This is a genomic window from Novosphingobium sp. MMS21-SN21R (assembly GCF_031846015.1).
In the GTDB taxonomy this organism is placed as follows: domain Bacteria; phylum Pseudomonadota; class Alphaproteobacteria; order Sphingomonadales; family Sphingomonadaceae; genus Novosphingobium.
This window is the reverse complement of the sequence record NZ_JAVRDU010000001.1, coordinates 2,151,405-2,172,713: the sequence shown is the minus strand read 5'-3', so window position 1 is coordinate 2,172,713 and position 21,309 is coordinate 2,151,405. Positions and strand designations below refer to the sequence as shown.

General features: G+C 62.9%; 20 protein-coding genes. 18 read left to right on the top strand and 2 right to left on the bottom strand.

All coding sequences use genetic code 11. The features are described 5' to 3' along the window. Nucleotides 1-173 precede the first annotated feature (173 nt). The 11 genes from RM192_RS10445 to RM192_RS10395 are packed head-to-tail and all read left to right on the top strand — an operon-like array spanning nucleotide 174 to nucleotide 9,905. The gene (locus RM192_RS10445) at nucleotides 174-1,859 is read left to right on the top strand and encodes an ATPase, T2SS/T4P/T4SS family (RefSeq protein WP_311507476.1); all 1,686 of its coding nucleotides are present in this window, start codon (nucleotides 174-176) and stop codon (nucleotides 1,857-1,859) included. A gap of 6 nt (nucleotides 1,860-1,865) precedes the next feature. Further along, nucleotides 1,866-3,089, top strand: coding sequence for a type II secretion system F family protein (locus RM192_RS10440; protein ID WP_311507475.1), 1,224 nt, complete (start codon nucleotides 1,866-1,868; stop codon nucleotides 3,087-3,089). Beyond that, on the top strand, nucleotides 3,086-3,535 hold the full coding sequence (gene gspG, locus RM192_RS10435) for a type II secretion system major pseudopilin GspG (protein ID WP_311507474.1): 450 nt from the start codon (nucleotides 3,086-3,088) through the stop codon (nucleotides 3,533-3,535). The genes RM192_RS10440 and gspG overlap by 4 nt, the downstream gene beginning before the upstream one ends. After that, on the top strand, nucleotides 3,519-3,920 hold the full coding sequence (locus RM192_RS10430; protein WP_311507473.1) for a GspH/FimT family pseudopilin: 402 nt from the start codon (nucleotides 3,519-3,521) through the stop codon (nucleotides 3,918-3,920). Before gspG ends, RM192_RS10430 begins: the two co-directional genes overlap by 17 nt. Further along, nucleotides 3,917-4,288 (top strand): type II secretion system protein, encoded by a 372-nt coding sequence (locus RM192_RS10425; RefSeq protein WP_311507472.1) that lies wholly within the window; start codon nucleotides 3,917-3,919, stop codon nucleotides 4,286-4,288. The genes RM192_RS10430 and RM192_RS10425 overlap by 4 nt, the downstream gene beginning before the upstream one ends. Next, complete coding sequence (locus RM192_RS10420) at nucleotides 4,285-4,965, top strand: type II secretion system protein (protein WP_311507471.1); 681 nt, start codon at nucleotides 4,285-4,287, stop codon at nucleotides 4,963-4,965. Before RM192_RS10425 ends, RM192_RS10420 begins: the two co-directional genes overlap by 4 nt. After that, nucleotides 4,962-5,966 carry a hypothetical protein gene (locus tag RM192_RS10415; RefSeq protein WP_311507470.1) on the top strand — a complete coding sequence of 335 codons (1,005 nt, stop codon included), beginning with the start codon at nucleotides 4,962-4,964 and terminating at the stop codon, nucleotides 5,964-5,966. The genes RM192_RS10420 and RM192_RS10415 overlap by 4 nt, the downstream gene beginning before the upstream one ends. Nucleotides 5,967-5,982: 16 nt before the next feature. After that, nucleotides 5,983-6,531 (top strand): type II secretion system protein GspM, encoded by a 549-nt coding sequence (gspM, locus tag RM192_RS10410; RefSeq protein ID WP_311507469.1) that lies wholly within the window; start codon nucleotides 5,983-5,985, stop codon nucleotides 6,529-6,531. Next, complete coding sequence (locus RM192_RS10405) at nucleotides 6,512-7,003, top strand: hypothetical protein (RefSeq protein WP_311507468.1); 492 nt, start codon at nucleotides 6,512-6,514, stop codon at nucleotides 7,001-7,003. The genes gspM and RM192_RS10405 overlap by 20 nt, the downstream gene beginning before the upstream one ends. Further along, the gene (gspD, locus tag RM192_RS10400; RefSeq protein ID WP_311507467.1) at nucleotides 7,003-9,057 is read left to right on the top strand and encodes a type II secretion system secretin GspD; all 2,055 of its coding nucleotides are present in this window, start codon (nucleotides 7,003-7,005) and stop codon (nucleotides 9,055-9,057) included. Before RM192_RS10405 ends, gspD begins: the two co-directional genes overlap by 1 nt. Beyond that, nucleotides 9,054-9,905 (top strand): type II secretion system protein GspK, encoded by an 852-nt coding sequence (locus RM192_RS10395; protein ID WP_311507466.1) that lies wholly within the window; start codon nucleotides 9,054-9,056, stop codon nucleotides 9,903-9,905. Before gspD ends, RM192_RS10395 begins: the two co-directional genes overlap by 4 nt. A 4-nt stretch (nucleotides 9,906-9,909) precedes the next feature. Here the strand turns inward: RM192_RS10395 and RM192_RS10390 are convergent, their stop codons facing one another. Continuing rightward, nucleotides 9,910-10,494: a cell wall hydrolase gene (locus RM192_RS10390; RefSeq protein ID WP_311507465.1), complete on the bottom strand. Its 585-nt coding sequence runs from the start codon at nucleotides 10,492-10,494 to the stop codon at nucleotides 9,910-9,912. A gap of 154 nt (nucleotides 10,495-10,648) precedes the next feature. Between RM192_RS10390 and RM192_RS10385 the strand changes: the two genes are divergently transcribed. Together RM192_RS10385 and RM192_RS10380 are read left to right on the top strand one after the other, a co-directional pair. Then, nucleotides 10,649-11,200, top strand: coding sequence for a polysaccharide biosynthesis/export family protein (locus tag RM192_RS10385; RefSeq protein ID WP_311507464.1), 552 nt, complete (start codon nucleotides 10,649-10,651; stop codon nucleotides 11,198-11,200). Nucleotides 11,201-11,362: 162 nt separating this feature from the next. Next, a complete protein-coding gene (locus RM192_RS10380; RefSeq protein ID WP_311507463.1) occupies nucleotides 11,363-12,118 on the top strand; it encodes a sugar transferase in 756 nt (251 codons plus the stop codon). Between the two features lie 388 nt (nucleotides 12,119-12,506). Here RM192_RS10380 and RM192_RS10375 read toward each other — a convergent pair whose 3' ends face one another. Then, nucleotides 12,507-13,019 carry an acyltransferase gene (locus RM192_RS10375; RefSeq protein WP_311507462.1) on the bottom strand — a complete coding sequence of 171 codons (513 nt, stop codon included), beginning with the start codon at nucleotides 13,017-13,019 and terminating at the stop codon, nucleotides 12,507-12,509. A gap of 393 nt (nucleotides 13,020-13,412) precedes the next feature. Here RM192_RS10375 and RM192_RS10370 point away from each other — a divergent pair, with 393 nt between their 5' ends. From RM192_RS10370 to RM192_RS10350, 5 genes are read left to right on the top strand one after another with little or no spacing between them, the layout of a single operon-like run. Beyond that, nucleotides 13,413-14,834, top strand: coding sequence for an outer membrane beta-barrel protein (locus RM192_RS10370; RefSeq protein ID WP_311507461.1), 1,422 nt, complete (start codon nucleotides 13,413-13,415; stop codon nucleotides 14,832-14,834). 21 nt (nucleotides 14,835-14,855) lie between these two features. Further along, complete coding sequence (locus RM192_RS10365) at nucleotides 14,856-17,111, top strand: Wzz/FepE/Etk N-terminal domain-containing protein (protein ID WP_311507460.1); 2,256 nt, start codon at nucleotides 14,856-14,858, stop codon at nucleotides 17,109-17,111. Beyond that, nucleotides 17,111-18,208: a glycosyltransferase gene (locus tag RM192_RS10360; protein WP_311507459.1), complete on the top strand. Its 1,098-nt coding sequence runs from the start codon at nucleotides 17,111-17,113 to the stop codon at nucleotides 18,206-18,208. Before RM192_RS10365 ends, RM192_RS10360 begins: the two co-directional genes overlap by 1 nt. Then, a complete protein-coding gene (locus RM192_RS10355; RefSeq protein WP_311507458.1) occupies nucleotides 18,205-19,863 on the top strand; it encodes a glycosyl hydrolase in 1,659 nt (552 codons plus the stop codon). Before RM192_RS10360 ends, RM192_RS10355 begins: the two co-directional genes overlap by 4 nt. Then, a complete protein-coding gene (locus tag RM192_RS10350) occupies nucleotides 19,854-21,308 on the top strand; it encodes a hypothetical protein (protein WP_311507457.1) in 1,455 nt (484 codons plus the stop codon). Before RM192_RS10355 ends, RM192_RS10350 begins: the two co-directional genes overlap by 10 nt. The last annotated feature ends 1 nt before the right edge of the window (nucleotide 21,309 follow it).

Sequence of the window (21,309 nt, the reverse complement as noted above, 5' to 3'; positions counted from 1 at the left end):
AGCTTTCGGCGGCTAGCGCGCCTCATTGCCCCGGCACTTCTGTTCGTCTGCACTAGCGTGCAGGCCGGTCATGCTGCGGGCAGTTCACATTGGAAGACCGTCGCCCCGCCATGGACCAGCTTGAAGCTTCCGAGACGTTTGTAGGCGCTGGGGAATTGTTCTCCGATGCTGCAGTGAACGACCGGAATTTGTCGCCTGCCGACGAATTGCTTGAAGTTCTGACACGGAATGTCGGGTTGTCGGCCGAAGCGCTCAACCGCGCCCGATTGGTGGAGCGCGAAAGCGGCGAGCGGCTGGATTCCATCATCACCCGGCTGGGACTGGCCTCCGAGGAAGTGCTGGCCGCCGCGATCGCAAAATCCAGCGCTCTGCCCTTGCTCGACCGCGCGAGGATGCCTGCCAAGGCCATCGACGGACCGCCGCTCTCTGCAGCGTTCCTGCATGATGTTCGTGCCGTTCCGGTGTCTCGTAGCGGCCAGTCACCGAACGCGCGGGTGCTGATTGCCGTCAGCAATCCGTTCGAGCGCTTTGCGGCAGAGGCCATGGCCTTTGCCTTCGGCTGCCCGGTCGACCTTGCCGTAGCACGGGCATCCGACATCGAAGCGGTGATCGAGCGTCTTTATGCCACGGACAGCGACGTTCCTGTCGGCGACGTCATCGATGACGATGATCTGGAGCGGCTGAAGGACGTCGTCAGCGATGCGCCGGTGATCCGCGCGGTCAACCGCCTGATCGCACAGGCGGTCGATGCGCAGGCGTCCGACATTCATATCGAACCGGCTGAAGACGTGCTCGCCGTGCGTTTGCGCGTCGACGGGCAATTGCGCCATCTGCCGCCGCTGCCTGCGGCGATGCGCTCGTCGTTCGTTTCGCGCATCAAGGTCATGGCGTCGCTCGACATTGCCGAACGGCGCAAACCGCAGGACGGGCGCATGCGCGTTGCCGTGCGCGGGCACGAGATTGACCTGCGCGTGGCGACGGCGCCCTCGATCCACGGTGAATCTGTGGTCATGCGCATTCTGGACCGGTCTTCTCTGGCGCTAGACTTTGCGACGCTCGGGTTCGGGGCGGAAATCGTCGGGTCGTTTCGCCGCGCCGTCAGCCACCCGCATGGTATTGTGCTGGTGACCGGACCGACCGGCAGCGGCAAGACGACCACACTCTACGCAGCCCTTTCCGAGCTGAACGCGCCCGATCGCAAGTTGCTGACAGTTGAAGATCCCATCGAATATCGCTTGCCGGGCGTGATCCAGTCGCAAGTCAACCCGGCCATCGACTACACCTTCAGCGCGGCCTTGCGCTCGTTCCTCCGGCAAGACCCGGATGTGATCATGGTCGGTGAAATCCGTGATCCTGAAACTGCCCTGATTGCAGTGCAGGCGGCGCTGACCGGGCACCTGATCCTGTCGACGCTGCACACCAATACGGCAGCTGGTGCCGTATCGCGGCTCGTCGACATGGGGGTGGAGCCGTTTCTGCTGAGCTCGGTGCTGCGCGGCGTTCTCGCCCAGCGGCTGGTGCGGCGGCTGTGCGGGCGATGCAAGCTGCCGTATGATGCCAGTGCGGCATTGGCAGAGATTGCCCACGGTGCGCGCATTCCAGACGCAAGCAGCTATTGCCGTCCGGTCGGGTGCGATGTCTGTGGCGGCACTGGGTATGCGGGCCGCGTTGCCGTGCTCGAGTTCCTGCCGGTTGATGACGTGGTCGGCCGCCTGATCCTGAGCGGCAGCGATACCCGCACGATTTCCGATGCAGCCCGCGCCGGCGGGATGACCAGCCTGTTCGAGGATGGGCTTGCCAAGGCGGCTCAAGGCCTCACCACCATCGAAGAGGTCCTGCGTGCGGCGCAGGCCGAGTGATCGGCGATGCCAAGTTTTGCATACCGGGCGATAGAGCGGGGCGGCGCCGCCCGTACTGGCACGATTGATGCGCCGGACCTGACGCAAGCCACGATGGGCGTGCGCAGGCTGGGACTGCTGCCGGTGTCCATTGCCGCAAGTGCCAGCGGACCGGGCCGGACGACGACTGCGCGAAGGGGTGCATCGGCTGCGAAATCGCGCGCGGCGGCGACGACCATCATCAGCGAACTATCGGTCCTGCTGGGGGCTGGGCTGCAACTGGAACGGGCGTTGGCACTGGCCATCGAAAACATCGAAAGCCCTGCAATCGCCGCGCAACTCACCGATATCCTGCGCCTTGTCCGCGAAGGCATGCCGCTGTCGCGCGCATTCGAGACACGGCCTGAACTGTTCGGCCCCGGCGAAGTTGCCATGACCGAGGCGGGCGAAGCCAATGGGCGGCTTGCGGAATCACTGGCGCGGCTGGCCGAGATGCTCGAAGCGCAGGCAGAACTTCGCCGGACAGTGCGTTCGGCCATGTTTTACCCGACGATGCTGACCGTGGTGTCGGTGGGCGTGACGCTGCTGATGTTGCTGTTCGTCGTGCCGCAGTTCGAAAGCGTTTTCGCTGCATCAAAAGCGCCTTTGCCCCTGTCGTCGCAGATCGTCATGGGCGCGAGCAGGGGGTTGCGCGACCATGGCCTGCTGCTGTTGCTGGTGCTGGTTGGTGCGATAGCCGCTGCGCGCGTATCGCTCGCCCGGCCTGAGGCGCGCGAGGTTACCGACCGGCTGGTGCTGACGGTCCCGCAATTGGGGGAACTGGTGCGCCGGATTGAAACCGCGCGCTTTGCCCGGACCTTGGGCGCGCTGGTCGAAGGCAATGTCGGGCTGCCGGCCGCGTTTTCGCTGGCGCAACGCACGATTGGCAACCGCACAATTGCAGTGGCCATCGGCAAGGTGGCGAGCGGGATCCGCGAAGGCGGCGGGGTGACTGCGCCTCTGGCAGCGGCAGGCGTGCTGCCCCGTCTGGCCATCGGCTTTTTTCGCACCGGCGAGGAAAGCGCGCGGCTCGGGCCGATGCTGCTTTCGCTGGCCGACGTGCTCGACCGCGATGTGATGCGCCGCACGCAGGGCGCCATCGCGCTGGCGACGCCGATAGTCACCGCGCTTCTTGGCATGGTTGTGGCGGGGATCATCGCCTCGATCATGTCCGCAATTCTTGGCTTCAACGATCTGGCGATTTCGACATGACCAAACTGACTGCCGCCAAACCCGCCGATATCCGAAAAGCGAGGGACGCAGGCTTCACGCTGCTTGAACTGCTTGTGGTGATTGCCATTATCGGGCTGCTCTATGCCATCGTCGGCCCGCAGGTGATCCGCTACCTTGGCAGCTCGAAAACGCAGACCGCTGCGGTGCAGGTGAAGAACGTCGCCTCCTCGCTGGAACTCTACAGGTTCGACGCAGGCGGCTATCCGACACCGGAGCAAGGCCTCGATGCCCTCGTCAAGCAGCCAGCAGGCGGGGTCAACTGGAATGGGCCTTACCTGCCGCAGGCCAGCACGATCATCGATCCTTGGGGCAATCCCTACCTCTACAAGGTGCCCGGCGAACACGGCCAGTTCGACGTCTATACGCTCGGCTCCGACAAGGCGCCCGGAGGCACGGGCGAGGCAAAAGATGTCGGGAACTGGTGATGATGGTTTCACGCTCCTGGAAATGCTCGTGACGCTGGCAGTCGTCGGCCTCGTTGCGTCCATCGGTTTTCCGGTGGTTCAGAGTAGCTTCGACAGGCTGGAACTCGACCGTGCGGTAACCGACACGCGCTACGCCGTGCGGTCGGCGCGCGCGCTGGCGATTTCGCGCGGACAGCGCGTGCAGCTTGTGCGGCTCGAGGACGGCAGTCTGTCTGCGGCAGGAACTGTCTTTGCTGCGGCGCCAGCAAAGTCCGTCACGATCACATTGCCAACGGTGGGCCTCACATTCTATCCGGGCGGCGAAGCGCTGGCGGGCGAGGTGGCATTGCGCGCGCGCGGGACCGAGAGACGCATTGTCGTCCGCGCCGACGGGCTGGTCGAATGATCAAGCCACGCCCTGAGGAACGCGGCTTCGCGCTTGTCGAGGCATTGGTTGCACTGGCGATCATCGCTGGAATGGCCGGGCTGTTCTATCAGACGCTCACCGGGTCGATTGAGGCGTCGCGCGGGATCGAAGCGCGCCGGATTGCGGTTCTGGTGGCGCAATCGCAGCTTGCAGCCGCCGAGGCAGGGGCGATCCGCTCTGGCGACGAAGGCGACAGCGCGGGATTGCACTGGACGGTTTCCATCGAGCCGTGGGACCAAGGCGCGCGTTCGGGCAACCTCACGCTTGAGCGCGTGCAAGTTGCGGTTAGTGCGCCGCCTTCATTACGTCCGGTCATGTCGCTCGAAAGCTTGCGGGCCATCCAATGATCGCTGCACGCTCTGGCAAGCACGAGCGCGGCTTCACGCTTCTCGAAACGCTGGTCACGCTGGCAATCGTCGGCATGATGGCTGCGCTGCTGCTGTCGGCCATCGCAACGCCGACGTCTTTTGCGCTTACCCGGCAGGTGCGGCAAGCCAATGCCGACAAGATCGTGACCGCGCAGGCCCGCTTGCGCGCATTGATCGAGCGGCTCCAGCCCTTGCCGCGTCTCGATAGCGGCTCTGGCGTCATCGATCTGCGCGGATCGCAACACGAACTGGCGCTGTTTTCGCCGCCACCCGGCAATGCGGCATTGGCCACGCCGAAGCGCTACCGTCTGTTGCTGACCGCCAGCGGTGATCTTGTGCTCTATGCGGCCGAGGCGCTGGACGACCGGATTCAGCTTGATGCGCGCAACCTCATCGGCTGGGAACCTGTAGTGCTACTCCCGGCAGTCGACAGGCTCGCCATCAGCTACTTTGGCCCGGTTCCCGGTGGCACCGAACAGCGCTGGCAGCCGGAGTGGTACGACCGGACCGAACCGCCCGCGTTGGTGCGTATCGCCATCGGATTTCGTGACGGCGACCGGCGCATATGGCCTGATCTGATCGTGCGGCCTGCTGCGACATCCAGCAGCACTTGCCGGATCGACCGCGTGACGGGCCGGTGCGAGGCGCGCTCATGAAGGCGAAGTCGATCCTCGATGCCGACATGGCAACGCTCCTCGAATGGGCGCGGGGCGGCCTGAACTGGTGGCTGGCGGAACTGGCCGACATGGTACCCGAACGCGTGCAGCGCAGCTTCGTCCGGCGGCAGCCCCGGTTGTTGTGGGACGGGAGCGAAACGCTGACGGTTGCCGAAACGGGCCAGCCAGCACCGGAGAACTTCGGCCCCGCCGAAATCGTTTTGCCCTCCAGCGTCTGTCTTGTGCGTCAGCTCTCGCTTCCTGCCATGGCGCGTAGCGATCTCGACGCGATGATCGCGCTTGAGGCTGAGCGGTTGATGCCGCTTCCTGCCGACCGGATGCTGATCGCGGCTGCACCTGCAAAGCGCGGCGATACCGAGCAGCGGGTAACGGTCGCCGGGATTTCGCGCCACCGCGTTGCGGCGTTGCTGGCGCAACTTGGTCAAGGCGGAGTGGTGCCAGTGGCGCTCCGGGCGGACGCACCCGCAGCCACGCTGGACTTTCTCCCGGCGGCAAGAACAGCAGGCCTGGTTTCGCGCGAACCGGCTTCGCGCATGGTGTGGTGGGGCGTTGCCGCGTTGTTGATGGCGCTCAATCTGGCAACGCTGGTCTGGCGCGACGTCGATCATGTCGAACGGCTTCAGACAATCGTCGATGAGCGGCGTCCGCTTGCCCTCGGCGCGCGGCGTGCGGCCGAGCGGCTGGAGGGGCGCACAAGGCTTGTCCGCGAAGCCATCGCGCGCCGCCGTGACAGCGATCCGCTGGTTCCGCTCGCTATCGTCAGCAAGGTTCTGCCCGCTGACGCCTGGATCCAGCGCTTTGCCTGGGACGGGCGCACGCTGCGCATCTCGGGCTATCGGCGCGGGTCTGGCGATATGGTCAAAGCCTTCCGAGATTCCGGCCTGTTCGAGGATGTGCGCAACACCAGTTCCGAGGTGCAGGCGGCGATACCGGTGGGGCAGCCTTTCGACATAACCGCCCGTGCGCGAAGCGCGTCATGATGAAGGCGATGAACCCATGCGCGTGATGTCTCATCGCGAACGGCGGCTGGTGGCTGGTGGATTGCTGGTCACTCTGGTCGCGCTATTCGTAAACCTGGTCGCGGCCCCGCTTGTCTCGGGCTTCTCGGAACGCGCGGCGCGGCGCGAACTGCTGGCCGAGGAGTATCGCCAGCTCGATCAGGAAATCGCTTATCTTCCCCGGCTGCGGCGCAAGGCACGAGCGCAGGAAGAGGCTCAGCGCCACTTCGTCGCCGCTGCACCGAACGCAGGAATCGCCGGTGCCGCGCTGGAGGAGCGTTTGCGCAGTTCCATCGAAGCCGTCGGCGCGGAGTACCGCACGATCGAGCATGAAGCTTCGGGCAAGGACATGATCGTGGCGAGGGCGAGCGCGCGGATGTCGCTCGGCGCCTTCACCAGGTTGCTCGAAAGGCTCGAGAACGAGCCACCGCTTCTTTCCGTCAGCCCGGTCGGTCTCAACGCCGACGCGGCGCTCGCCTCCCACAAGTCCGAACCACTGGATGTGCAGCTTGAAGTTACCGTTCCCTTTGCCCCTGCCGCGTCGTGAAGACGGCAGCCTGCTGCCTGCGCTGCTGGCCCTGTTGCTGGCGGCGCTGCTGGTTGTGCAGTTCATGATCGTCACGCCGGTTGAACTGCCTGAGCCAGCGCTTGGCGCAGGCAGAAACACTGTCGCCCAAGCGTTAGTGGCGGGCAATGCCATCGCCCCGAAGCTGATCGTCGAGAACGATGTGTTCTCTCCCCTGCGTTCAGCCGGAGGCAGCCCGGATGGCGCTTCTGCAGGGCCGCTTGGCGGGGCGGTGGTGGCGGGCAGCGTGTCGGTGGGCGGGCGCGCCTATGCCATGGTGATTGTGCCCGGTGGTCGCATTTCGCGTCTGGCTCCGGGCGGCAGCATCAACGGCTGGCGGCTGTTGGGCCTGACCACCGGCGGTGCGCGGTTCGGGCGCGGTTCGGAACGCCTTGACGTGGCCTATGGCGGTCAGGCGACGCAAACTGCCTCGGCGGATGAGGAAACAGAATAATGAAACGCCCATCTCCGCGCCGTACCATCGGCAGCGTCCTCGTCTCCGCGGCTGCGATTTCGATCGCGATCAACGCAGCTGCGCAAACCGCCGTGATCGACGGTCCGCCCGCCGATTCGCAGGTCCGCTCGTCGGTCGTGACGGGCACAGGCCAACTGCCGGTCCCGCCCAGAACGCAGACGTTCGAGCCGCGCGCAGGTGACATTGCGCTGAACTTTCCGGCGTCCGACGTCCGCGTCGTGGCGCAGGCGGTGCTCGGAGACATTCTCCGTATGCCCTATACCGTCGCGCCTTCCGCAAGCGGGCAGGTTACACTCGTCACACCGCGCAAGGTGGCGCGCAGTTCCGTGCTCGAACTGTTCGAGGAAGCCTTGCGCGTGTCTCGTCTCGCGCTGGTCCGGCAGAACGGTGGCTATACCGTCATGTCGTTCGATGCCGCGCGGGCTTCCGGTGCGGCAGGCGCCGGGGAAGGACGTCCCGGTTTCGGCAACGAGATCGAACGGCTGGAATTTGTCAGTGCGGTGCAGATGAAAGCGCTGCTCGATCCGATCCTTCCGGGTGTCGTCGTGCTGGCAGATCCTGTGGCCAATACCCTGACGCTGGCCGGCACCGAAGGCCAACGCGCCAATGCGCGGGCGATCCTCAAGCAGTTTGACGTCAACTGGCTGCGCAACATGTCGTTCGCGCTGTTCGTGCCGCAGCGCACCGATGCGCGGATCATCGTTCCGGAACTCGACAAGCTGATCAATGCGGCGGATTCCCCGACACGCGGTCTGGTACGGCTGATTGCGATGGAGAACCTCAACGGCATACTCGCGGTTTCGGCGCAATCGCAATACCTGGCCGACGTAAATCGCTGGATCGAGATCCTCGACCGCGAAGGGCAGAACAACGAAGAACGGATGTTCGTTTATCGTGTGCAGAACGGGCGGTCGAAGGATCTCGCACGGACGCTGAATGCAGCGTTCGGCATGAGCGACGGCGGAGCAGGCGGCAATTCAGCAGCAAGCAGTCAGTCGTCAGGCGATGCCGGCGGCGCCGGGCCATCGCCCCAGCAGCCCGCGCCGGGCGGGGCAATCAGCCCAAGCAGTGGCACCAGTCGCGCGCGGATTGGTGCGACGATCACCAACGATGACAACAACAACGCTATTGTCGTGTTTGGCACGCCGCGCGAATATGCAATCGTGCTCGAGGCCCTGCGAAAGCTGGACATCGCGCCGATGCAGGTGCTGATCGAAGCTGCGATTACCGAAGTCAGTCTGAACGACAATCTCAGCTACGGCCTGCAATGGAATTTCACTGGTTCCTCGGGCTCGAACACCTTCAACGGCACGCAGACCGATAGCGCCAACTCGCTGGCTCTTGCGCGGCAGAGCCCCGGATTTTCGCTGCTGTTCACTCACGGGCAATCGATCTCCGCCGTTCTCAATACGCTGGAGTCCAAGACCAAGATCAACGTCGTTTCCGCGCCCAAGCTGGTCGTGCTCAACAACCAGACCGCCGCGCTGCAAGTCGGTGATCAGGTGCCGATCCTTACCCAAAGTTCAACTTCGAACATCGGCAATTCGGCCACGGTCAACTCGGTCGATTACCGTGACACGGGCGTCATCCTCAAGATCACCCCGCGCGTGAACGAGAGCGGCCTGGTCACGCTGGACATCGCGCAGGAGGTGAGTTCGGTAAAGAACACCAACTCGTCAGGGATCAATTCTCCCACGATCTCGACACGCAAGATTTCGACGACCGTGGCCGTGCAGGATGGTGATGTCGTTGCACTGGGCGGGTTGATCCGAAATACGCTGAGCGTCGACAGGAATGGCATCCCCGTCGTTTCCCAAATTCCGATTCTGGGCGCGCTGTTCGGCAACCATGGGCGAACGCGCGACAAGACCGAACTCATCGTTCTGATAAAGACGCGCGTCATCCGCAGTTCTGAGGAGGCGCAGGAGATGACGCAGGAACTGCAAAGCCGTATCCGGATCGAACCGCCGGAAAAGCCATCCAAGCGCGAGCGCAAGGGGGCAGAGACATCCGCGCCTGCTACCATTCCGTGAGCCAACTGCCGCCCGGCGAGCGCGGTTACGCAATGGTTGCTGCGGTGGCCGCTATCGCCTTGTTTGCCTCGCTTGCGCTGGTTCTGGTCACGGGCACACGCGGCGGCGTGGTGATGGCGGGAGCCGAGCGGGACCGGGCCGAAGCCGGTGCGGCCGCCGACGCGGGACTGGCCATGGCACTGCGCGGCTTGGCAGGCAGCGGGGCGCTCGGGGCGTGGCCGATAGACGGGCGGGTGCGCAACGAGACGTTCGGGCCAGCAAAGCTTGCGATCCGGATCGAGGATGAACGCGGGAAGCTGCCAATCAACCTGCTTGAAGAAACCCAGGTCCAGCGCTTGCTGGAACGTGCCGGACTGCGCAGCGAGCGTCTGGCCATCGCAACCGACTCGCTGAATGATTGGCTCGACGAGGACGATCAGTTGCGTGCCTTCGGGGCCGAGCGCGACTGGTACGTGTCGCGCGGAATCGTGCCGCGCAACGGGCCACTTGTTTCAGTAGAGGAACTCAGCGCCATTCGCGGGTTCGATGCTGCGCTTGTCGATCGCCTGCGCCCGATTATTACACTGCACTGGGGCGGCGGTCCGTTCGAGCCGCGCTACGCCTCGCTCGACGCCATTGCCGTGATGAGCGAGGACGGCGAAGACCCCGTCGCGCAGATCGAACGCGCCCGCGAGTTGGCGGGGCAGGTAACCGCGCTTTCGTTCAATGTGGAAGGCGGGCTGGTGGGCAGGCCGTTGACCGTTACGGTGGATGCAACCATGCCTGATGGAGCGCACGCCGTCCGCCGCACGCTGGTCGAACTGACCGGCTCCAGCGCCCGGCCTTACGTTCTGCGCAAAGTGGACTGAACGCCTAGTCGGGCTTTGCCAGACTGATGCCCCACGGTGCGAACGCCGTTGGCCTTGCCTGATCTAGCGCGGCAGTGCGTGCGGGAACATCATAGCGCAGGGGTGCGCTCAACGTTCCGCGAGCAGGCCGGTAGAAAATGTGCCGCCCGATCTTGGCCACCCGCAACATCGAAGGCGCCCAGTAAGGACTGACGTAGTCGGCGTGATAGTTGATCGCCCCGCCGATCTGCGAGGGGCTTATCCCCGCAAGGGCCTCGTCGGCAATGCGGCGGGCTTCGTCGACTACCCGGTCGGGCAGGCGGCGGCGCAGCGAGCCATCGCAGGTAAAGGTGAACTGGCAACCGGTCCGCCGCGCCGACCCTTCATAGACGACCCCGCAGATCGTGGCGGGATGACGGCCGCTGCGGGTCCGGTTGAGGATGACATCGGCCACTGCGCGGCGGCCGTCGACAGGCTCATATCCCGCTTCGTAAGCTATTGCCGTTGCGAGACATTCACGCTCGTCGCTCTGAGCCGAGAAGCGCGTAACCGCGCTGATCTGTGCAGATGCGGCGGGGCTGGCATTTGCGGGCACAGGTAGTGATGCCACGGCGACCATGGTTCCAGTAACGACAGTTGGGAATGGAATGAATCGCATGTCCGTTCTGCCGCTTAGACGCCGAATATTTCTTTTCGAAGCAACAGACATGTCATTTTATTGACAAACGATTCCAATAGAGGCGCAAGGGTCTTGATACCGGAGAATGACAATGCGTCTGGCCGCTTCCCTGCTCCTGTTGATGTCCGTGACGGGATGCGCGGGCAAAGTTCTTCCGCCGGCACCGCTGGTATCGCAATCGAGCTATTACCTGGGCCGGGGCGATCGTATCAAGGTTGCGGTTTACGGCCAGCCAGCGCTCACGGGTGAGTTCGCGGTCAGCGGAAACGGCGACGTCTCCTTGCCTTTGGTCGGCACGATGGAAGTGCAGGGCCTCACCATCGCGCAGTTCCGCAGTGAACTCGAAGCCGTGCTTGCCCGTGACTATTTCCGCAATCCCCAAGTCTCTGCTGAGATCGTCAATTTCCGCCCGGTCTATGTGCTGGGCGAGGTGGGGGCGCCGGGTGAGTTCAGGTTCGAGGAAGGCATGACGGTCTATTCGCTCGTCGCGCGCGCAGGCGGGTTCAGTTACCGTGCCGACAAGAAGCGCGTCTATATCCGCCGGGACACTGAGCCGAGCGAGGTTGGGTATGCACTCGAAAGCGGTTCTGCAGTGCAACCGGGCGACACCGTTCGGATCGGCGAACGAATATTTTGAAATTGAACGATAATTCAGGCGCGGAACAGGGCCTTGATTGTGCAGCACGGCGTGGCCGTAACTAAGGTGTAACGGCGGCTTCACGGAGACTACCTACCCCACGATTAACGAGTCGCTAAGAGGTCTGCACAGCGGCTGCAGAGTTTTTGCGTGGGGGTGACAGTGTCTCTTGATCTCGATTTTGCAGCGGCTCAGACAGAGTTGGCTGATTATGACGGCCGGTCGCACTATTCGCGCCCCTACGTCCAGTCGCGAGTGAAGCGCAAAGCCGTTACCTTTGAATCACCAAAGCCGAAGCTGGGCGCATTCGAGGCGGGTGCCATCCGCGTTTTCGACGTGGTTTCGGCCACGCTGTTGCTTGTGGCGCTGTTGCCGTTTCTGGTCTTGCTTGCCATCGCCCTGCAGATTGACAGCCCGGGGCGGCTGTTCTTCGTACAGAAGCGAGTAGGTGCCGGGGGCAAGATGTTTCCGTGCCTGAAGTTCAGGACGATGGTGGAAAATGCCGACGAGGTGTTTGCCGCGCGCATGGCGCATTGCGCGGAATCGCGTGAGGAATGGGCGCGTGACTTCAAGCTGCGCGACGATCCGCGAGTCACTCGGTTGGGCAAGGCGGTCAGACGCCTTAGTCTCGATGAATTTCCGCAATTGCTCAACATCATCTGGGGGCACATGAGCGTCGTCGGACCTCGCCCGATCATCCGTGCCGAGATTGAGCGCTATGGTCGGTTCTTTCCCAGCTACTGCGCCGTCAAACCGGGCCTCACCGGGCTGTGGCAAGTCAGCGGTCGCAACGATGTCAGCTATCACGAGCGGGTGATGCTGGATGTGCACTACGTCCAGACCAAATCGTTGTTTACCGATCTCGGGATCGTAATTCGCACAATCCCGGCCGTAGTATCTGCCCAGGGCTCATACTGACGATTGGTCTGATGTCTGACCTTAAATCCCGAGCAACCTGAACAGCAACGCCCAGCCAGCCAAGCCGATAACGACGGCGACGGCCCAACCAACAAGCGACACGGGGCGTTGCTCCGTTACGTGGGCATAGTTCATCGCCGGAACTTCATGCTGATCGGATACGCCGTCACTTTCAGGCACCTGCGCAGAGTCTGGGCCATCGCATCCGTTTGACTGATCGGTCGAAGGGGGATGGGTATCCAATGGATTACACTCGATTCCGGAAAATCTCAACTATAATTGTAGAGTTTATTTTACACTTTGCAATGCACGATTTCGCGGAACCGCGTCTTGCGCAGAGCCTCGGTTACCCGCGTTTTTACGATAGTTATCGCCCGTTAGTGGGCTGTCAATCGACTGCGTCAAGATTGCGGCGAAGAACCTTGGCGGGAACGCCGCCGACGAGCGTGTAAGGCTCGACGTCCTTGGCGACTACTGCACCGGCTGCCACCACAGCACCAACGCCGATTCTGACGCCTTTGGTAATGATGGCGCCCGCGCCGATCCACACTTGATCTTCGATGACGATGTCCCCGAAAAGATCGTCGCGTCCCCTGTCAGGATGATACTTCAGGCTGTGCGAAACAGTCTCGAAGCAAACCGATGGCCCGATCTGAACATTGCGGCCAATCATAACGCGCGATTTGGGCACGCCGAAACGCGTGTTGGAATTGAGAAAACTGCCAGCCCCGATCGAAATGTTCCTGGCACCGCCAATCGGGCGGACAATCAGCGGCCCCCAGACCAGACATTTGCCCTCAATTGACATGCCAGCAAGGCGCAACAGCAGGTAACGCCCGCTGTCACAAATCCGTAGTCTGGGTAAAGCATTGGCCAATGACAGAAAAATCAGCTCGCGCATGATTAATGCCGCTAGTCTGCGGCAGTTACAGAAATGTGACCAATTGATCGACACCTTCTGATCACGCGTAGGTCACCGCCTAAAGTTGCAGGGCTAAGGTTACAATGCCTTCATCCGACTGCAACAAACCTGTTCGATAGAGGCACGCATTATCTCTCATCATTGAGCAGTCTCCCTGTGTTTTTCCGCAAAGCCAGTTTCATTTTTGCTGCGGGCTTTGCACATCCTGCTCTCGCCCAGGCGACCCAATCGCTGACTGTGCAAGCGGAACCGGCCGTTGTTTCCGGCGCAGCGGATACCACGGACCGTATCGTCGAGCCGCTTGGCAGCGGACCTGTTGACGGGGCGTTGCCGCGACCGGCCTTTGGCAGCAATGCAGAGCCAAGGGCAACCATGACCACGCCCGGCCTCAACCCGGATGGCCCTTATTTTCTCCAGAACGTCGCGGGAAACCGCAGGCAACCGGGGTATGAGCCTGTGCCGCACAGGCTGGGCAGTTTCGTCGTTGCTCCAAGCGTGACTGTGCGGGCGCATAGTGACGACAATTGGACCGATCGAGGCCAGTCTCTGCCTTTGCTGACCGTGATCGGCACCGCTGTCGGAAACCTGTCTGATCAGTTCGGCATCGTGTTGCCCGCCGATGTCATTGCGGGTGCGCTGGCGCAGGTCATCAATCCGGCCCTTGTAGACGTGGGTGACGTGGCATTCGATCTGGCACCGGCCATTGCAGTGTCGAGCGATTGGTCGCGCAACGCCCTGGTGGTCGAAGCATCGGCGCGCTTTACGCGCTTCGTCTCGATCCACCGATTGAACCGCGAAGAGTTCAGAGTAGCCACTCGCGGCAGAATCGACCTTGGCAGCAATACTGTCGTGGCCGGGCGGGTAGCATACCTGAGGCAGGCCGAGCCGCCCGGCGCGAACGGCTTGGCCGTTCTCGACTACTTCGGCTTCGGGCCTTCGCTATTCAATCGTTTTGCTGCGGGTGCCGATCTTGGCATGAAGTTCGGTCGGGCTAGCGTTTTGCTTGATGCCGAATACACGCAGGACAGATACCGGCCATTGACGCTCGATCCGGCGGACCTTCTTGCGCCCGGTGTTCTTGACCTGACCGGCCTGCCGGACAGCATCGCCGTGTCACAGAGCTATCGCAACCGGTCGCAAGCTGGTGTGCGCCTGCGCGTCACTTATTCGCTGGCACCGGATTTCGACGTCTATCTGGTGCCCAGCTATGGCCGAATCCGGCAGTTGGGGCAGGCTAGCGGCACTGATTTTGCCGCCGGTATCCCCAGCTTTGCCTCTGATACCTGGGGCCTGCAGGTAGGGGCACGCAAGGATTTCGGACATCTGTTCGTAGTCCAGGCAGGGCTGCGATATCAGGATCGTAACTACGTCAACTCGGCGCTCGTGCGCTCCCGCCGGTTCGACATCGAAGGCGCGGCAGACTGGTATCCCACGCGCCTCATCAGTCTACGGATCAGCGCAGCCCAGCAGTTTCGCGGCAGCGGTGTGCCGGGGCAGGCCGACATCATCACCCGCACCATCAGTGCGCGCGCCGACTACGAGGTCTTGCGCAACGTCGGTTTGCGGTTCGAAGGTAGCGCTTCGTGGGACCGCTATCCCGCCGCCTCGGCACAGCCGCAACTCAGCAGCCAGAGCGCACGGCAGGACGGTTCGGTGCAGGTCGTCTGGAACATCGGCCGGTCGACCGAGGTGAACGTCTCTGCAGGCGGTCATCGCCGCCGTGCTGGCAATTCCATCTTTCTCGGCAGCTTTGCCGCCTCACGTTTCAGCATTTCGCTCACCCGCCGGCTCTGAGCGGCAAACAGGACGTAAAGAATGAATCTGCCCGAACGATATTCCGGAAGCGCGGTGGCCATCGGGTCCAGCGGAGGATTCCTTGCAGTTCGTTCCGATGCGCAAAGCGACCGGATCGACATGGATGCGATCTTCACCGTGCTCAGGCGGCGGTTGTGGCTGATTGCCCGGGTAATTGCGCTCTGCGTGGCGCTTGCCGTTCTGGTGACGATGCTGATCCCCCGGCAATATACGCCCCATGCGGTGGTGGAAGTGCGGACGATTGCGCCCGGCGCGCAAGTCATTCAGGAGGCAGCCAATTCCGCTCCCGACGCCGCAGGCCTGCGTACCGATCAGGTCGATACCGAAATTCAGATCCTGCAATCGCGGGCGCTGGCCGGGCAGGTGTTCGACCGGCTGAAGCTTGATGACGACAGCGATTTCATGGAGCGCGTTCAGTCAAAGTCCGGTCCGCTGGCATCAGTAAAACGCGCGCTCGGCATTGGCGCCTCGCTCGTTCCCGGCGCGATCAAGCCTGCCGAGGGCCGCGAGATGGCCATCGATTACCTGACCAAGGGGCTGGATATCAGCCGCATCGTGACGACGGCCTATGCTCTTCAGATCAGTTTCACGGACGACGACGCCGCTCGCGCTGCCAAGATTACCAACGGTTATGCTGCAACCTATCTCGATTATCAGGTCGGCGCGAAAAAGGCCGAGAATGAGAAGCTTATCGCAAGTCTGAGCACGCGGATCGAGCAGTTGCGAGTGCAGGCGCAGACCGACTTCGGCGCGGTGCAACGCTACCGTATCGCCAACAACTTACTGAGCACTAATGGCACCGCGCTGACCGAGCAGGAAATATCGACCTACAATCAACAGGTTGCCATTGCCCGCTCCGATGCCGCGCGCGACCGTGCGGCTTACAACGCTGCCCGCCGTCAGGTCGTCGCAGGCGGCGGTGCCGCAGGGGACACGCAGTCTGCGCCGGTGATCGCCGCCTTGCGTGCGCAACGGGGCGAACTTGCGGTGAAGGTGGCCGATCTGGCAACGCGGGATCTCGAGACCAATCCCGAACTCATTGCCGCGCGCAACCAGTTGGCGGCGCTGGATTCCCAGATCGCCGCGGAAACGAGCCGGACTCTTTCGGCTTTCGAGGCAAAAGCGCACGCATCGGAATCGCGGATGGGTTCGCTTGAAGCCAGCCTCGGCGGTGCCACGGGCAAACTCGCGGTGAACAACGGCGCGATGATCGCGCTCGATGATCTCAACCGCAAGGCGCAGGCGTCGCAGGCGCTGTATGACAGCTACCTAAACCGCTACAAGGAAGTGGTGGCCAGATCGGGCGCGGAACGGGCTGACAGCAGGATACTGTCGTCAGCGCGCGTGCCGGGATCGCCGAGCAGCCCGAACCTGGTGCTCAACCTCGCGCTGGGTACCGCAGTGGGCCTTCTGCTTGGCGTTGCGGCTGCGATCCTCGCCGAATCAAACTTCCGCGGGCTGACAACCGGTGATGACGTCGAGCGGCAGATCGGCCTGTCATTCTTTGGTGGCGTGCCGCTGTTCCATTCGGCTAGCCCGCATGAAGCGACAGCGCTGCAGACGATTGCCGCCCACCCCGGTGACATCTATTCGGAATCGGTGCGCAGCGTGCTCGCTTCGCTGCGGCAGTCGAACAACAGCCGCAATCAGGTGATTGCGATAACCTCGGCACTTCCGGGCGAAGGCAAGTCAACGCTGGCGGTAAGCCTGGCACGGGTTGCGGGCCTCTCTGGAGAGCGGGTTGCGATCATCGATGCAGACGCCATCCGCGGAAGCGTGGCCGGTCTCTACGGCGTGCCAGCCGGCGCACCGGGCCTTCATGAACTTTTCGGAAAAAAGGTTGATCTTGACGCTGCGCGCCATGTTGACCCGGTCGACAACGTCGCGGTCTTTGCCATCGGCAGTCCGTTCGCCGAAGGCGAGCGCCTTACCGAGAAAGGCCGCATCCAGAAGCTCGTGGCCAAGCTGCGCGAACGCTATGACCTGATCATTCTCGACTGTCCGCCTCTGCTGCCGATTGCTGAGGCGCGCGAACTCGTCACCATTGCCGACAACGTGCTCATCGTCGCGCGCTGGCGGGAATCGACCGATGGCGCAGTCCGCGCAGCGATCAAACTGTTACCCTTGCAGACGATTTCGCACATCGGCGTGGCGCTAAACGGCATCGATTTGCGGAAGAAGCTTCAGCTTGGCGGCAACGATGCAACCGCCTTCTACAATCGCTACAAGTCGTATTACCGCAGCGAGACGGCGTGATGCCGCCACGCGTTGCGTTGATCCATTACTGGCTTGTAGGCATGCGCGGGGGCGAGCGTGTCCTTGAGCGGCTGCTGCATCTCTACCCTGACGCCGACATATTCACCCACGTTTATGTGCCCGAAGCTGTGTCTGAAACGATCCGGGCAAGGCGCGTGCAGACGACCTTCATTCAGGGCCTGCCCTGGGCGAAGCGGCTCTATCAGAAATACCTGCCGCTGATGCCGCTCGCGCTCGAACATCTCGATCTGCGCGGGTACGATCTGGTGATCAGCAGTGAATCCGGTCCCGCCAAGGGCGTCATCGCGGCGCCCGACGCGCTGCACGTCTGCTATTGCCACTCGCCGATGCGCTATCTGTGGGACCATTTCCACGATTATCATGAAAACGCTGGCGCTGCCTCACGCGCCGCCATGCCGTTGATGTTCCACGGCCTTCGCCAATGGGATACGGCGTCGGCTGCCCGGGTTGACGCGATCATGGCCAATTCAAGCTTCATCCAGCGCCGGGTGAAACGGGCGTGGGGCCGCGAGTCCGCCATCGTGCACCCACCCGTGCCGGTGGCTGAATATGCTGAGCGGCATAGCCCCGGCGACTTCTTTCTGTGGGTGGGGCAGATGACGCGGTACAAACGTGCCGACCTTGCGCTCGACGCCTTCAACCGGCTGGGCCTGCCCCTGCTGATGGTGGGTGACGGCGATCTGGCGGCAAGCCTGCGGCAACGGGCAGGGCCGAACATCACCATCAAGAGCAAACTGTCCTTCGCCGAACTCAAGCGCGCTTACGCCACCTGCCGCGCCCTGATCTTCACCGCAGAGGAAGATTTCGGCATCGTCCCGGTCGAGGCCAATGCTAGCGGACGTCCGGTGATCGGTTATGGCCGGGGCGGTCTGGTTGACACGATCATCCCCGAAGAAACAGGATTGTTCTTTGGCAAACAGAGCGTGGAATCGCTGATAGAGGCGGTTCGGGCGTTTGAGGCATGGGAGCGTCATTTCGATCCGGACCGCGCACGCGCCAACGCGGCACGTTTCGCACCCGAACACTTTGACGCTGGCGTTCGCGCCACGATTGAACTGGCCATGGCGCAGCGATGATACGTCGAGGTTGCAGCCTTGGCGCAATTGCTGCCACCGTTCTGGCGACCGGATGCGACGCGGCCCCTGCAGCGCCGCCCGCGCCATTGCGGCTGGGCGCTACCGCGCATTTCGCGCAAGGCTGGCCGGAACGGCTGTGGCCAGCGATAGGCGCGGTTCGCGCCATGACGGTTCGCGAGGCTCTGGGCTGGCGGCGCGTTGAGACGCGGCGCGGGCAATACCAATTCACGCCGCAGAACTCGGCTCACGTGACACGGCTCTGTGCCATGAAGCTGCCGGTCGTGCTCGTGATCGATCCACGCAATCCGCTCTACGACAGCGGCGCCACTGCCAATTCCGATCAGGCGCAGGCCGCATTTGGCACCTTTGTCGCCAATGTCGCCGACCACTTCAGGAATTGCCTTGCTGCCATCGAAGTGGGCAACGAAATCAACGGGGCGAGTGCGATGGACGGTCTTGCCGCCAGCGACCGCGCCCGCAGCCATACCCGTCTGATGAAAGCCGTGTGGCAGGCAACCAAGCCGCACCATGCTCGCGTCGCTCTGCTCGGCGGGTCGGTCAACACTGTAGGCACCGGTTTTCTCGAAGCCCTGTTTGCGCAGGGCCTGCTCAGTTGGGTCGATGGTATTGCGGTCCATCCCTACCGCCGCACGCCTGAAGGGCTGGACTGGGAACTGGCCGAACTGCGTTCTGCGATGGCGCGGCATGGCCCGGTCCGTCCGATCTGGGCCACCGAATTCGGCATGGCCGCGCCGGACCAGGCCGAAGCTGCCGACTACCTGCTGCGTATGGCGGTGCTGCTCAGCGCATCAGGCGTACGCGAGGCGCAGTGGTACGCGCTGGCCGATGATCCTTCCTTTCCCACTATGGGCCTCGTGGGCGCAAACGCGGAGCCCAAACCTGCAGCGGCCACGTTCCGGATGCTCTCGGCGGGCCTGCTGGGCAGGGGGCCTGCCATCCGCCGCAGCACAGGCGAGCCCGCTCTATATCGCTACCGGTTCGGCGGCGACCGCGAGGTACTTTGGGGCGCGCCACGATCGCTGTCACTTCCGTCCGGCGCAGTGGTGCGCGACAGTACGGGCAGGGCAATGCAAGGCCCGGTTCGGGTTGGACCATCGCCGATCATCGTCGAAAGCCCGCAAGAGGCGGAGCTTGGCCCCGGCGAAGTCCTCGCCGACAGCCTCTACGACTATGCCACGCCAGTCTGGGCCTACTCGGCGACTGGAGTAGCCAGAGACCGGGTCGGCTTGAGCGCGGTACACAGCAAATTTGCCACAACTCTTGGCTTTCAAAGGCTTGGTGCGCTGGCTGTCAATCCCTTGGGCATGGTCCTTCCAGCCGGACGAGAGCGGGTCGCCGCCGCTATGCAATATAGCGTGCGCAAAGCTGCCCGGATCATTGCCGAGGCTTGCCTCGCACCGAAGCCTTCAGGGACGGGGGCGGCCAAATTCAGCGTCACTTTCAACAGCGAGCCGGGGCAGTTCGAACAGGTGCCACCAAGCGGTCTGCATATGGCCCGTGAAATCGAGGCAAGCGCAGGCGACACGATCAGTTTTCGGGCGCGCGCAAGCGGCGGCCCGGCTGTCATCGCCTACCGCTATCGCATTGTGCTGGCAGGAACTCCAGCCGCGCAGGAGACATTGCGGTGCAACTGACGATCTTCGGCTTTGTGGTCATCGCCATAGGCGTGATCCTGCTGTTCAGCGCGTCACGAATGGCGATGATGCTGTTTGTCCTAGCGGTGACCTTGCTTGGCGGATCGGCTGCGATTTCGCTGCCTGCGCTGGGCGGTTCCACCATTCCGCCTGCGCATCTCGCCATCGTGTTTTTGGTCGCGCGTATGCTTGTTCCTGGCAAGGCGGGCATGGCCGACGTTGGCCGCAGCATCGAAGCGAATTTCGTGCTAGTGTTCTTCGTGCTCTACGGCGTTGTCGGCGCGATGGTCCTGCCCCGATTGTTCCAGAACGCCATTCTGATCACGCCGTTGCGGCCCAATCCCACGCGTGACGTTTTCGCGGTCGAGGCGCTCCATTTCACCAACCAGAACGTGACCGTTGCGGTCTATTATCTCGCGACGCTTTTTGCAGCATTTGGCGGCTGGATTCTGACGAGGGACGGCCGTGTGCAAGTGGCGCTGCCACGCGCAGCTGCGATCATCGGGTTGGTCCATGCGGTGCTCGGGCTGTTGAGCGTGATTTTGAAAGACCAGTTGGCGGGGTTCTTCGGCTTCTTCCGCAACGGCTTTTACGCGCAGCTTGATCAGTCGGTGGGCGATATCGCGCGCATGAACGGCATCTTCGCCGAGCCTGCCATTTACGCGGTTTACGGCTTTTCGTGGTTCGTCTTCCTGTTCGAACTGTGGCTGCGCCGGATCGAACCACGGCTGACCGGGCTTGCAGCGGCAGTGCTGGGAACCGCCCTGCTGCTGTCGACGTCATCTACGGCCTATCTCGGCTTCGCTGGCTACGGCCTGATCCTCGGCGTTCGTTTCCTGCTCGTGCCGGGCACAGTCTCGTCGCGGCAACTCATGGTCTTGCTCGGCGCAGGCCTGCTGATGGTGACGATGGCGCTCGGTCTGGCCGTGGCATTGCCTGATGTCGGAACGAAGATCGCCGCGGTCATAGACAGAGTCACTGTCGGCAAGATCGATACGGAATCCGCAATCCAGCGCGCCTTCTGGGCCAAGCAGGGTCTTGCCGCGTTCGTCACATCGAACGGTCTGGGAATTGGCCCCGGCAGTTTTCGTTCATCAAGTCTGCTTACCGCCATTCTTGGCTCGATGGGTGTGCTGGGGTCGGTCGCCTTTGTCTGGCATCTGGGCCGCGTGTTCATGCCCCTGCGCAAGTCCACCTGGGTCACGGTTGCCGATCCGCGTACTGCGATTGGTGCTGCGGCTTCATGGACATCGCTGATCATGCTGATACCGCCCAGCTTTTCGGCGGCATCGCCCGATCCGGGGATCCTCTGGGGGGCATTCACCGGTCTCGCGTTAGGATTGCGTAGTTTGCCTGACCGCAACGGTCCCGACGCGAGATTGTCATGGCAGTCCGCAAGTGAGCAGCCTGCTTCGGTCGGAGCGGGGAACGTGGGAAACGCGTAGC